We start from the raw sequence: 13,604 nt of genomic DNA on the forward strand, positions 1-13,604 counted from the left end.
TTTCTGTTGGCGTCTCAGTGCGCTGGTGCGGTCGATACCGTACGTTTTTGCAGTTGTTCCAAAGGGTGCGTGATTTATCTCGTTGCTGCTTCCAATCTCTTGCTGACTTGGAGTGACACCCATGCCTACTCACGCCGTTCTTATCACCTGGAGAAACATGGAGCCCAAGGTGTTGCCGGATTTCATCAGCCGGGCCCAAACCAAGTACGGTGGCAACTTTCATCGTATTTACTTCGATGGATCGGCCACCGATGATCTCCGAAATTGGGTCCGTGGCATTCCCGCCGGGGATCGAATAAAGATGTACATATCCGGACACGGCGACGTCGGCATCCACTACATCACGGACGACACCCAGACCGTAAAAAAGACGGTCGACGATCTGATCGACCTTGTCACCGATGGTCTGCATGGGCGCGAGACCAGCAAGGCAACCAGTGGTATGTGCCAGGTCAATATGCTGTCCTGCTTGTTCGGCCGCACGCCGGATGGTCGCGCCAACTCATCGCCGGCGGCCAAATTGCACGATGGCCTGGCGGACTGGGATGTTTTCGTCGATCTGGTGGCACGTACGGAATCGATTGTTTGCACCCGTAATGGCCGTACGACAATCTCCCAGCTCAATCATCGGGTGTATGAACCCGTTTATGGCAAATCATTGAACTTCCTTCTGCCCAAGGCGCCCTATACCAAGGTTCTTTTTACGTACGCGGGCGACGCAAGGGTTATGCGCATTGCCGCCTACGATAAAGACGATACCTATATCGAGGCCTCGACACTTGATGGACGGAGGATCATGTGGGCCGATTACACCGTTGATCAGCTCGTTCAGACGATTAAGGTCAAAGGCACCGGCTGGCTCGGGAAAGGTCCCAAAGATGTTACTGACGAGCGGGAAAAAGTGCTGCAGGACATCGTTACCTGGTTTGGTGTCGTGCATAGCCCGGCGGGGCTCAAGGGAAAATTGGAGGCACTTGTAGATGGTAGCGGTGACAGTGAAACCACTAATTTTCTCTTGCACCGCAATCCGATAACCGCCGCGACATCCAGTTCGGTACCCAAGAAGGCCGGGCTAATTCAGGATCTTCTTGCTGTGTATCCCGTGTGATAAGTGGGAATAAGTTGTGTGTTCGACTGGAAGGGGACGTTACGCGATATGCACGCAGGACCGTAGTCGTTCTCGCCCGTGTCCCGTCCCTGGTTGGCGTCAGCCGTGCCGAACTTGAATTGGCCGGTAACTGACGGCGTGCGACACAGCTTGTCACCTGGATTCGCGTCAAAAATGTCGCAGTGACGCTGTTGGATACCCGGTAGGCGGCGTGGAAAGCGGGTTCCAGCCGCCTCAGAACGGGCGGCTCCAGGCCCATTCCAAGAAAAGCGCCCATCGGGCCTGCACGGCACAGAGCTTGCTTCACATTACGTGATGCATGACTTCATGCAACTGAAGACGCATGAGTCGTGGACCAGACTCGCCCACCGCCCCGAGGGTTCCATAGGACAAAACTGTGCAAAACGACGCACCAAAGGTCGTATCGCAGCAAGCGATTCGCATCTTCGGCAGTCTGACTGCCGTTTTGCTCTTTGTCGTACTGGCGAGCGACCTACGCTCGAATCTCCGCGCTCAATGGAACGAAGGCAGTCGCCGCGCCAACGAAGCGGCACTCAATGCCGCGCAAATGACGCTGGGTCCGTTACGTTACAGCTCGAATGCGATCATGCTCATCGCAGAGGAGGCCCGCCGTCTCCATCAAGCGTTACCTCAGCAGGACGATACGCTTATGAAGGGCTTCGTCGCCGCGATACTGCGACGACAGCCGCAGATCTCAGGCGTCGCTTTCGTTGATCTGACGTCCGCTGGCGATACATCCATGTCATCGCAAGCGAAAAGCGGTGTTTGGGCCTCCTGCGATGCAGACTCGCTTTCTTCGGCAACGATGCCGTGTTTTGCGCCGATCGAGAAATCGCAAAACGGCTGGGTATTACCGTTCGCGACGCGCGTCGAGGGACAGCGGTGGGTTGTTGGAGAAATTCAGGTTGCCGCGTTGGAGCGTTCGCTCGCGCACGTACCGCATGCTGGCGACGTGTCTTATTCGATCGTCGATACCCATGGGCGAGTAGTTCTGCGTGGCGGCAATCTCGAAGCCATGTCCGCCGTCGCTCGCGAATCCGGGGCGCCTTGGTGGATTCAAAAGCTGGTCGGAAGTCAGATTACCGCTCCACTTCAAGCAACGGTGCCGGTGGGTGCCTATCCGTTTGCAGTGTCGGTGGAAGCAACCTACCAGGACGTACTTGCCACGTGGCGCCACCAGGTGGCGGTGGCCGTCGTTTTCTATCTTTTCTATCTATCGGCCTTTATATGCCTACTGAAGGTCGTGTCCCGGGCTAATGAAATCCAGCGTCACTACATTCGGAGCCTGCAGGCCAAGACGGAAGATTTGCGTCTGGCCCAACGCGTTGGGCGAACCGCCATGTGGTCGCTCAGCGATCATGCGCGACGCTTTGAATGCTCCGAAGATGCCGAGGAGCTCTTTGGACTGCCGCACGGCAAGACCAGCGCAAGCGCCAAGGATTTTCTTGCCATGGTGCATCCGTCGGACCGCCTGTCATTGGCGCATCGAGTAAAAACGGCGTGGAAGAGCAGGGCGCCGTTGCATATCGAATTTCGCATTCGTCTCCACAGCGGCACCGAACGTCTTTTATCGGCGGGTGGTCAGCTCGTCGTCGACGAGAACGGTGTGAGACGCATGACCGGTACGGTCGTGGACGTAACGGAGCAGTGGGAGGCTCGGCAACGGCAGGAGGAAAGCGAACATCGGTTCGATGCGCTGTTCGAGCAGAATCCGCTTCCGTTCTGGGTGTTCGATGTCGCTTCCTTGCGTTTTCTTGAGGTCAACGCCGCCGCCATACGGACATACGGCTATACCCGCGAAGAGTTCCTGGCGATGTCCATCCTGGATATCCGGGACCCAGACGATCGCCCTGCAGTCGTTACGCATGTAGCGTCGCCGTGGGAAGTAAGGCAAACCCCCAAGGTATGGGCGCATCGCACCAAGGACGGCGCGGTTATCAGCGTACGAATTCACAGCGGGGACATCACCTTTGCCGGCCGTCCGGCGCGTCTAGTACTGGCTGAAGACGTCACGGCACATTTGGCCGATGAGCGCGAATTAGCGTATCGCGCCTCACATGATCTCATTACGGGACTCCCCAATCAGCACGCGCTGATGGAATGGATGGATGTGCGCATCGCCGGTGGCTGGGCTTTTGAAGTGGCTTACATTCAGCTTCTCGGCATGGATGCGGTTGCGGATACCTTCGGGATCAACGTGGCTACAGGCATTTTGCAAGTGGTGGCTTCGCGTCTTGCCCAGCTCACCGATGGCAGAGGCTACCTAGCGGCGGTAACCCAGCAGTCATTCGTGTTGGCCGATGCAAATAAGCTGACCGATACGCTGCTGCAAGCGATCGCCAACTGCGTGACCGATCCCATCTATTACAAAGATACCCAGCACCAGTTAAACATTGTGATCGGGGTAGCCAGTCATCCGCATGACAGCATCCAGAGCGATGCGTTGCTGGCGCGTGCCGCGTTAGCTGCGCACGCACATATTCACAGCGATGAGCCCGTTCACCATTTCGAGCCAGCTATGGCGCAGCAATCGCGGGAGAAACTGCATTTTGCGGCTTCTCTGCGGCGAGCTGTAAAACACCATGAATTCGAGTTGCACTTCCAGCCGATCACCGACTTCCCCGATAAGCGTTTGATCGGCCTGGAGGCATTGATCCGCTGGCCGCAAGCCGATGGCAGTTTCATTTTTCCATCGACCTTCATCCCGTTATGCGAGGATTCCGGCCTGATTGTGCCGTTGGGTGAGTGGGTGCTGAGTCAGGCGGCCAAGGCAAGCCGCGAACTAAGGGACGCCGGTTTCGACAGCTTGCCGATTGCAATCAACGTTTCCCCTGCGGAATTGCGAAACAGTGATTTGATCGCCAACATCCGCGCGGTTCGCCAGGCGTATTCACTCGCCGATAACGCGCTCCGCATCGAATTGACCGAAAGCAGCCTGATCGAGCATCGGGATAAAGCCATAGCCGCGATGAAGCAGCTGCGGGGGGACGGTGTCGCCGTCTCGCTCGATGACTTTGGCACAGGTTTCTCCGGCCTCTCATACCTGCGCGACCTGCCCATCGATACATTGAAAATCGATCAGGCGTTCGTGCGCAATGTCGATCGCGACGCACGCTCGGCCACGATTTGCGATGCCATCATTGCGCTTGGCAAAAGCCTCAAAGTAAGCATTGTCGCGGAAGGCATCGAAAGACATTCGCAATATCGCTGGCTACACAATCATGGATGTGACGGCGCGCAGGGCTTTTATCTCGGCAGGCCCGAAAGGCTTTCGGATCTAATGACGCGATGGTCGCACGCGAAAGATAGAGTGTCATAATTCTTTTACTACGAAGAAAGATCAGCTCAGCCTGAGCGAGACATCGCTTTCTACGTTCACAACTATGCCAGAGGCATAGCCTGATTGCGCCCGAGATCAGACGACGCGTTCATGCCGCTGAATGAATGCAACGGGTGTGGCACTACTAACATCACCAGAGTGCTCATGCCGCCATCGATACGCAAATGGATGCCGCCTTGTTGACCGAAGCGTGATGCGCTTCGATCAACAAGATGGGATCGTGGTTTAAACGATGCTGGCACCAAGAGCAGGGAACACATCGCTAAACAACAATCCGATCAGTTGTTGTCCAGCGGGAGTTGACCAGTCCTGCGCGATTTCTGCGATGAGCGTATTGGTGGCGGTGAGCACTACGCCCGCGTCGTGCATCCGTTGACGGGAAAATTCTTCGGAAAGGTCGCTGGGCGAACCCGACGCATCCAGCACAGCCTGCACAGCAAAGCCTTCGAGTGCAGCGTCAATGGCCGGGAAGATAAGGCAAACATCGGTGGTGACACCCGCCATGATCAGATTCTTGCGGCCGGTGGCGAGCACCGCATCGCGGAACGGGGCGTAGGCCCATGCATTGACTACGCCAGGACGCTTGATCCGTGCCGCATACGCTTTGGGCTGGGTCTCGGCGATTTCCGGCAAAATCGGGCCTTGGGCATGATCCTCCTGGCTGGACGTAATCACGACCGGCATGTTTAGGATCTTCGCCATCTTGGCCAGCGCAATCGACTGCTTGGCAGCAAATGCACTGTCGATATTTTTGATCAGTTGCATCGTGCCGACCTGGTGGTCGATCAGTAGCAACGTAGTGTTATCAGCGGTGAATCGTTCTTGAGCCATGGGTAATGGTCCTTTTTGTCGGGTTTAGAGAAAGGGAAGCGGCGATCCACTAAAGAGCATGACTTTGGCGTCACCTTGGGGCGCTCCCAACGTGATGCGATGTGGAGTGTTTTGTGCGGTAAACACCGGGAGCTTGAGGTCCTCGCGATCGAAGCGTTGAGCCTCCACTTCCACAGTGCCGTAGATCGGCATTACAAAAATGCAGTGACCTTTGACAACGGGCACATTCAGTTCAGCACCGTCCTCCAGCGAGATGTCGAGCATCGTCACCTCAGTGGGTGGATTCAGTGGGGAGCGTATTTCGCCATAGTTGCCCACGGGCACGCGCACCTTGGCGCCGGGAAGTTGGATGGATGGAATGTTCTGAGGGTCCAGGCTCAGTGCAGCGGGTGGCATGTCCTGCCGATCGCGCGGCAGGTTGACGAAGATCTGCAGCGAATGGACTGTTTTGCCCGTCTCTGCCGGAACCTCTTCATGCACGATCCCGCGTCCGGCGGTTGTCCAATGCAAACCACCGGGCTGGATCAGATTGCGAGTGCCTATCGAGTCTCGATTGCTGATTCCTGTCTCCGAATCGAGAAAGACGTAGGAGACCGCCGAGAACCCGGCATGAGAATGCGGCGGAAATGTCGGCTCACTCATCCATGCGTGATCGACACCAAGAAAGGGATTGATCAGCGCGGCAGCAGCTCGCAACCCGTAGGCTCGAAATCCGCCGCCGTGGTTGGCACGCTGGAGTGTGGCAATCGTAGGCATGACAGTCTTCCTCAAGCAGTCACGGCTTCGCTCAACACGGGGTAGTCGATGTAGCCACGCGCATGGCCGCCGAAGAATGTGTTGCGATCTGCATCGTTCATCGGCGCGTTGGCCTTCAGCCTGACGATGAAATCCGGATTAGCCAGAATCATCTGACCGTAGGCTTCTAGATCAGCCAGCCCCGAGGTGAGGTCGGCCCCGATCTGCTCACGCGGGCGGCCCGGTCGATTGAGAATCAGCGTTTGCTTCCAGCGTTTGCGGATATCGGCAAGAAGCGACTCGTTGCCCTGATGCATGATGTGCAGATAAGCAAGACCCAGCTTGTCCAGTTCTTCGACCAGATAGCGATAGAGATCCGGTCCCTCAACACCTTCGTCGATGCCCCACATGGTTGTGCCTGGCGACAGACGAATAGCCGTCCTTTCCGCGCCGATTTCTTCGGCGATGGTGGTGGCCACTTCGATGGCGAAGCGCGCGCGGTTTTCGATCGACCCGCCGTATTCATCGGTACGCACGTTGGCGCTCGGCGCGAAGAACTGTTGGATCAGATAAGCGTTGGCACCGTGAATCTCGACGCCATCGGCGCCAGCCTCGATCGCTCTGCGCGCCGCGAAACGAAACTCCGCCACGGTCTTGCGTACTTCCTCGGTGGTCAAGGCGCGCGGCTCGGGAATGGGCTGCATGCCCTTGGCCGTGAACATGGGCGTTCCGGGCGCAATGGGGGAGGGCGCCACACTCTGACGATGATGCGGAGTGTTATCGGGATGCGACATGCGCCCGGCGTGCATGAGCTGGATAAAGATGCGACCGCCTTTGTCATGCACAGCCGACGTGACCTTCCGCCAACCGGCGACATGTGCGTCCGTATAGATGCCCGGCGTGGTGAGGTAGCCCTGACCATCGTCCGACGGCTGAGTGCCTTCGGTGACGATCAGGCCGAGATCAGCACGCTGCGCGTAGTACTCGACGGCCAACTCGCCCGGGGTACCATCGAACTCGGCACGGCTGCGAGTCATCGGCGCCATGACTACGCGGTTTTGCAGCGTGTAGCGACCGACGCGAACGGGGGTGAATAATTGATTCACGATGAAATCCTCGAGTGTGATGTGTTTGTGGGAGTCGGTTTCGTGATGAGGAAATCAGGCGTCAGGTGCTTGCCCGAGCCGCCAGCGCTTCGGAAGCGGCCAGGAATTGGCGGATGTGCGCGTCGGTAAACCCCGGTTCCGCCAAGAACGGCAATCCGCCATCCCTGAAAGTCGTAGCCCGCGTCATCGGTACGGTGCCACTCCGTACGCTTGTCTAACTTCACGGTGATTTCCTCGAAATCTGGACGAGGAAATCATGGATCACGCCATGCGTGGAATAAAGACGGTATAGTGGATAACATTGGTCCATATATGGAGCAATGTTATGGAACTCCTGAACGACATGGCCTTGTTCGTTGAAGTGGTCAAAGCCAAGGGTTTCCGAGGTGCGTCCGAGGCGACCGGCGTCCCGAACTCGACCCTCTCGCGACGCATCAGCGCGCTGGAAAAAGCGATTGGCCTGCGCCTGCTGCACCGTACGACGCGCAAGGTCGAACTCACTGAAGCAGGTCAGATCTATTTCGAGCGCTGCAAGCGCATCGTCGACGAGGCAAGGCTTGCGCACGAACAATTGGGCGAAATGCTTGCGCAACCCAGCGGCGTATTGCGCGCATCGCTACCTGTGGATTTCGCGGTGATCTACATGGCGCCGTTGATCGTCGAATTCGCGGAGCGTTATCCCGGTATCACTTTCGATTTTGACCTTACACCACGGCAGGTCGATCTTGTCAGCGAGCCCTTCGACGTGGCGATTCGCATGGGTGAGCCAGAGAGTTCACATCTCATCGCGCGTCCATTGGCGTCTCTCGTACCGCATCTTTACGCGTCGCCCCGCTACCTCCAGCGATCAGGTGAACCGGAGAAACCTGCCGACCTTGAGCGGCATGAATGCCTGAACATCATCAAGGCCAATGCATGGACGTTGCACCGAGGAACAGAATCGACCCAAGTCGCAACGAGCAGTCGATTTAAGCTCAATAGCGTTGGCTTGATACGTCGTTTGGCGACACTCAGCATGGGCATCATGCTAGTGCCGGAGGCCATCGTTGCTGATGATCTGGCCGCAGGGCGGCTAGTTCGCTTGCTCCCTGATTGGCACGGCAAACCTATGCCCGTTTATGCGCTTACTGAAACCCGGTTGCTTCCGGCGAAGACGCAGCGATTCATTGAATTCTTCAGGGAGCGGTTGGCGTAAGTTTGATTCCTTGCATCTTCAGCGCTATTGCGTCTGCTTGTGTGACGACAAACTGCGGTCAGCGTGAATGACGCAAATATCGATCACGCAGCCCAGTAAATTGCCGCTGTGTAATTGTGATCGATGTCACGTTCGAAACACTATCTCCCTTTTTTTGACGCCTCACTCACATATGCGGGCGTGCAATGGCGCGCATTTGCGTATTTCTGAAAGTCTCTTCGCATCAGACGCTAGCGCATGATTCATGCGCCCATGGAGGGTCATGTCATGATGTCTTCGGCACGTACCGTACTTGATCATTTTCAGCATCATGCCAGCGAGCATCCCCACGCGCTGGCCCTTATCGACCGACAGCGAACACTGACTTATGCGGAGCTCGACAGGCACAGCAATGCTGTCGCGGCTTTTCTGTTTGGCAGGGGAATACGTCCCGGCGATCTCGTGCCGCTGCTGGCAGACCGCTCACCGGAGTTCATCATCGGGCTGCTCGGTATCGTCAAGGCGGGGGGAGCCTATGTGCCGATCGATGAAACCTACCCGACACAGAGAAAGCACTACATCGTGGATCAGACAGGCGCTTCGCTGGCGCTGTCCACGACGAAATTGCCACAGATAGGGCAATGTGAATGCGCTGTTATTAGTGAATCCGATGTCATGTCCGACACCGCTGACGAGGTGGCTGGTCGCCTGCGAGTAGCGTCTTCGTCAAACCAGGCGGTCTACGTGATCTTTACGTCCGGCACCACCGGCGTACCAAAAGGCGTAGTGATCGAACACCATTCGCTGGAAAATATCGTCGCCTGGCATAACCGGGAGTTCTCCGTTACTTCGCAAAGCCGGCTCACCTTGATGGCAAAAATCGGCTTCGACGTATCGCAGTGGGAAATCTGGTCAGCCTTGTGTGCCGGGGCGCAACTTTATTTGCTGGACGATGCGACGCGCATCGATGCCGATGCGCTGACGGACTTTTATGCGAGGCATGCCATTACGCATGCCTTCGTGCCCACGGTGATGGTACGCGACGTCGTTGCCGCCACTTCGAAGGTGTCAACGGCCTTGCACTTTCTGTTCACTGCCGGCGAAAAGCTCAATCCGGTCGATACCGACCACATTCACTACGCGCTCGTCGACTACTACGGCCCCACCGAAGCGACGATCTTTGCCACCGCCAACCGCGTGGCCAGTGTCAGCCGTGGTCTGCCGTCCTCGATCGGCGTACCAGTTGCAGGTGCGGAAGTGCTGATCCTTGACGAGGTGCTATCGGAGGTTCCCGCTGGCGAAGTAGGGGAGCTATGCATCGCAGGACCAGGACTGGCCAGGGGTTACTTGAACAACGAACCGTTGACGCATGAGCGATTCATCGTGCGCGACGGAAAACGCCTTTACCGCAGCGGCGATCTCGCCCGTTTTCTGCCGGATGGCGGCATACAGTTCCTCGGTCGGCGCGACGAACAGATCAAGATCCGCGGCAACCGCGTCGAATTGGGTGAAATCGAAACTCAGCTTTCGCTATTGCCACAAATCAGAAAAGCTGCAGTTGTCGCAACATCGCCGCTTGATCTTTCCAGGAAAGAGATCGTTGCTTTTCTAATTGTCGATAGGGACAGCGTCGACAGGGACGATCACGCCCAAGACGATGCGCTGGTGGCTTCTATCAAGGAACAGCTGAAGACCATCCTTCCCGACTACATGCTTCCCGCCAGTTACGTGCTGGTAAACGATCTTCCCCTCACTCCGAACGGAAAGACCGACAAGCAGGTCTTGTTGCAAAGCTATACGAAACAACTCGTCGCCGCATCGGGAAGCAAGACGGTCTATGAAGGCAGCCAGGCTGTTATTGCAGACATTTTCAGCGAATTGCTTGGGCACAACGATTTTGACCTGGATGACAGTTTTTTCGAGATTGGCGGCCATTCGCTGCTCGCGGCCCACCTGATCAAGGACGTCTCCGACAAGCTGAGTATCAAGGCCTACATCCGTGACATTTACGAATATCCCAGCGTCGGGGCGCTGCATGCCGAACTGGAGCGCAGGGCAGGGGCCTCGGCGCCCGCCGTCGACGCGGAGCCGATACGCGCGCTAAAGGATGATGTCTATCTGCCTGAAGGTGTGGTTTTCAATCGCCCCTATTCGACAAGCCAGATCACAGCGCCCAAGCACATCCTCCTTACCGGTGTCACCGGGTTCGTCGGCATCCACCTCCTTCAGGAATTGCTCGATACCACCGATGCCACAGTTCACTGTCCCATTCGGGCGGAGAGCCAGGATCACGCGCAGACGCGGTTGGGAGAGGTGCTGGGCAAGAACGATATCCCGTTGCGGCCGGTGGACGTCGGCCGCATCCGGGTATATGCCGCCGATCTTGCCAAGCCTGCGTTCGGTCTTGCGCAGCAGGATTATCAATACCTGTGCGATACCGTCGACATCGTGTACCACTCGGCCAGCGCCGTGAATTTCATCCAGCCGTACTCTTACATGCGGCGGGACAACGTGCAGGGGTTGAGGGAAATCATCCGTTTTGCCGCGACCGGTAAGCTCAAGCCACTAGCGTTGCTGTCTACCATTTCCGTTTATAGCTGGGGTCACCTGCATACCGGCAAGCGTGTCATGCGGGAGGACGACGATATCGACCAGAACCTTCCGGCGGTCATTACCGATATCGGTTACGTGCGCAGCAAATGGGTGATGGAGAAGATCGCCGATCTGGCGGCAAGTCAGGGCCTGCCATTGATGACATTCCGACTTGGCTACGCCACCTTCCACAGCAAGACGGGGGTTTGCGCTAGCTATCAATGGTGGTCGCGGCTGGTCAGTACATGTATCGCGCACGGCACTGTGCCGGCGCTGCATGATTTGCGCGAGGGACTGACCACGGTCGATTACATGGTGCGCGCTATCGCGCATATTTCCCGCAAACCTTCCGCGCTTGGGAAGAAATTCAACCTGATTCACTCACGCGACAATAATCTCACACTGCAGGATTTCTTCGGAAAATTGGAGACGAATTTCGGCTTTTCTTTCAAACGAATTCCGTATACGGAATGGCGTGAGCAATGGGAGCACAAGTACGAGGCGCCGCTGTATCCCTTGCTGAGTCTATTTAAGGACGTCATGTGTGATGGAAAGTCGACGGTAGAGCTATATCAGAACACCTATCAGTGGGATTGCAGCAACGTGACCGAGTTTCTGCACGGCAGTGGCATCGTCGAGCCGGCATTCGAGAAGAGCGAACTGCGGCGATATTTGAAGCGATCGATAGGCGTGGTGCCGGCCTGATTTGCTGTGTGCGCGGCGAACGGTTTTTTTTAATGTGCTAGGTTCTCCTAATTTCAGTAACTTACTTTTTCCAAATAAGTCCCCGTATCGTTTAAGCGAGGCCGGGATTAGGATCCTCTTGAGCGAACGAAAAGCGGTTGACGCCGCTGCGGAGTAGACTGCATCCGTTACGTCGCTCGGGTGCCGTAAGGGAAGGGGTTACCGACGAGCGTTCGACAGCCACAGTCGTGGATGCGCATTCTTCGGGCGCGGAGAAGGTCGGGTATGGTGGATCGTACGAAGCATGGCCGCATACCTTGCCTGCTGTTAGCCGTGCGAGCTTTCGCATGCGTGGGATGGATGGTGTGGGCGGCGTGTTTGTCCGGTTGTGCATCAACGGGCGGGGGACGTTCTTCCCATCTTTCTGCCGAGGCGCTGCTCGAGAGAGCTCAGGCGTCGGAGGTGGAGGCCATCCGGGGAAAGTCAGCTCAGGCTGAGGCGTGGCTTCACTGCGCAACGCTGGCGCACGATGCCATGGCCGCCGGAGAAACGGCTACCGAAACGGCAGCCGGGCTGCTCGCGACACAATGCAGTCGCGCTTTCTTCGATCTAGTGGCGCAAGGTGGACCTATCGGCGTGACGATGGGACGGTCGTACCTCGGCGGTATCGCCATCCGCGTCGAATTCCGAGGCGTGCCCGATAGCCTGGCCAAAAGCGTCTACCTGGAACCTGCCGATCAGGTACCGATGGACCCCCTGGATGGCGTTCGCTACCACCATGCCGGCTTTGGCGTGCCGCTCGTGGCGTTTGCGTTGCCGTGCTCCGATCGCCCCATCTGTCGTCTTTATCCGCCGGAGGGTGTTTTCCGACCGGTAACCATGTGGCTGGAAACGCCATCCGACACCGGCTCTCATGACGACACGCCTGTTCTGGTCCTGCAGAACCCCGTACTCCGGCCCGAACATGTGGCGGGTACCAATCGCTATGAACTTGCCGAGGATGTATCGGCGCCCACCGCACAATTGCTGGAACGAACGCGCCTGAAGCGACTGGCATGGTGGGGCATGATCGGCGGCGCGGAAGTAGGGAAGCGGTCGGGACTGTTTCTTCTGGACGACTACGATCCGAACAAGACCCCCATCATCATGATTCATGGTGTTGCCGGGAGCCCCTTGATCTGGGCGCGATTAAGCAACGCGATCATGGGCGATCCCGAACTGCATCGGCGCTACCAGATCTGGCACATCGTGTATCAGAGCAACGCACCGCTTCTGGTGGAGCGCTATCGCGTGCAGCATTACATCGATAACGCCTGGAGCGTTCTCGATCCGGACGGTCACGCGCCGGCACGACAGGGTGTCGTATTAATCGGGCACAGCATGGGTGGCGTGATTGCGCGATTGCTGTGCGCGCAAAGTACGCCGGAGGTATGGAATGCGGCTTTTACCGAACCCATGGACAGTCTGCATGCCGATGCGACCGATCTGGTCACACTCAAGAACGTTTTCCAGTTCAAACCGTATCCAGGCGTCGACGAGATCATCTTCATGGCCGCGCCACAGCGCGGAAGTCCCTCGGCGGAAGGATTGCTGGGGCGCTTGGTGGGACTGTTGGCATGGCGGCACATCGAGGAGATGACCGGGCTCATGCGCATCGTCGCCGAGAATCCGAAAGCCATCCAACCGGCGCTCCAATCGATTTTTCAGACAGGCCACATCACCAGCATCACCAGCTTGCGGCCTGACGAACCCGTGACGCTCGCGGATGAGAAGCTGATGCCTGCAGCCGGCGTGCGCTATGACACGATCGCCGGTGTTCTCCCAGGCGTAAAGCCGCCTGGAGACGGCTATGTACCATTGAGCAGCGCACTGCTACCAGGCTCCACGACGACGTTGATCGTTCACTCCGATCACAAGGTGCCAAACAGGCCGGAGGCGATTGCTGCCGTACTGAAGATCCTGCGCGAGCACGACAGTTCGCACGATGTTGTGAGTAATGCAACGCCCTAGCAG

The 13,604-nt window shown here is 57.2% G+C and carries 8 protein-coding genes; 5 read left to right on the forward strand and 3 right to left on the reverse strand.

From position 1 onward, the window contains the following. The first annotated feature begins 121 nt into the window (after positions 1-121). Both ISP18_RS10890 and ISP18_RS10895 read left to right on the forward strand, forming a co-directional pair. Entirely contained in the window at positions 122-1,108 is a 987-nt protein-coding gene (locus tag ISP18_RS10890; protein WP_380010757.1) for a hypothetical protein, read from the forward strand. Between the two features lie 397 nt (positions 1,109-1,505). Further along, positions 1,506-4,448, forward strand: coding sequence for a putative bifunctional diguanylate cyclase/phosphodiesterase (locus ISP18_RS10895; RefSeq protein WP_380010760.1), 2,943 nt, complete (start codon positions 1,506-1,508; stop codon positions 4,446-4,448). Between the two features lie 246 nt (positions 4,449-4,694). Here the strand turns inward: ISP18_RS10895 and ISP18_RS10900 are convergent, their stop codons facing one another. Genes ISP18_RS10900 through ISP18_RS10910 form a run of 3 tightly spaced genes read right to left on the reverse strand, consistent with a single transcriptional unit; the run spans position 4,695 to position 7,141 of the window. Beyond that, on the reverse strand, positions 4,695-5,300 hold the full coding sequence (locus tag ISP18_RS10900) for an isochorismatase family protein (RefSeq protein ID WP_380010763.1): 606 nt from the start codon (positions 5,298-5,300) through the stop codon (positions 4,695-4,697). A 24-nt stretch (positions 5,301-5,324) separates the two neighbouring features. Continuing rightward, positions 5,325-6,056, reverse strand: a complete 732-nt coding sequence (locus tag ISP18_RS10905; RefSeq protein WP_380010766.1) for a pirin family protein — start codon at positions 6,054-6,056, stop codon at positions 5,325-5,327. A gap of 11 nt (positions 6,057-6,067) precedes the next feature. After that, positions 6,068-7,141 carry an alkene reductase gene (locus ISP18_RS10910; RefSeq protein WP_380010769.1) on the reverse strand — a complete coding sequence of 358 codons (1,074 nt, stop codon included), beginning with the start codon at positions 7,139-7,141 and terminating at the stop codon, positions 6,068-6,070. A 325-nt stretch (positions 7,142-7,466) separates the two neighbouring features. Between ISP18_RS10910 and ISP18_RS10915 the strand changes: the two genes are divergently transcribed. The 3 genes from ISP18_RS10915 to ISP18_RS10925 all read left to right on the forward strand — a co-directional run bounded on the left by ISP18_RS10915 (position 7,467) and on the right by ISP18_RS10925 (position 13,601). Then, complete coding sequence (locus ISP18_RS10915) at positions 7,467-8,336, forward strand: LysR family transcriptional regulator (protein ID WP_380010772.1); 870 nt, start codon at positions 7,467-7,469, stop codon at positions 8,334-8,336. 267 nt (positions 8,337-8,603) lie between these two features. Next, a complete protein-coding gene (locus tag ISP18_RS10920; protein ID WP_380010775.1) occupies positions 8,604-11,612 on the forward strand; it encodes an amino acid adenylation domain-containing protein in 3,009 nt (1,002 codons plus the stop codon). Positions 11,613-12,125: 513 nt separating this feature from the next. Further along, a complete protein-coding gene (locus ISP18_RS10925) occupies positions 12,126-13,601 on the forward strand; it encodes an esterase/lipase family protein (RefSeq protein WP_380010778.1) in 1,476 nt (491 codons plus the stop codon). The last annotated feature ends 3 nt before the right edge of the window (positions 13,602-13,604 follow it).

Source organism: Dyella humi, from assembly GCF_044904605.1.
In the GTDB taxonomy this organism is placed as follows: Bacteria; Pseudomonadota; Gammaproteobacteria; order Xanthomonadales; family Rhodanobacteraceae; genus Dyella_B; species Dyella_B humi.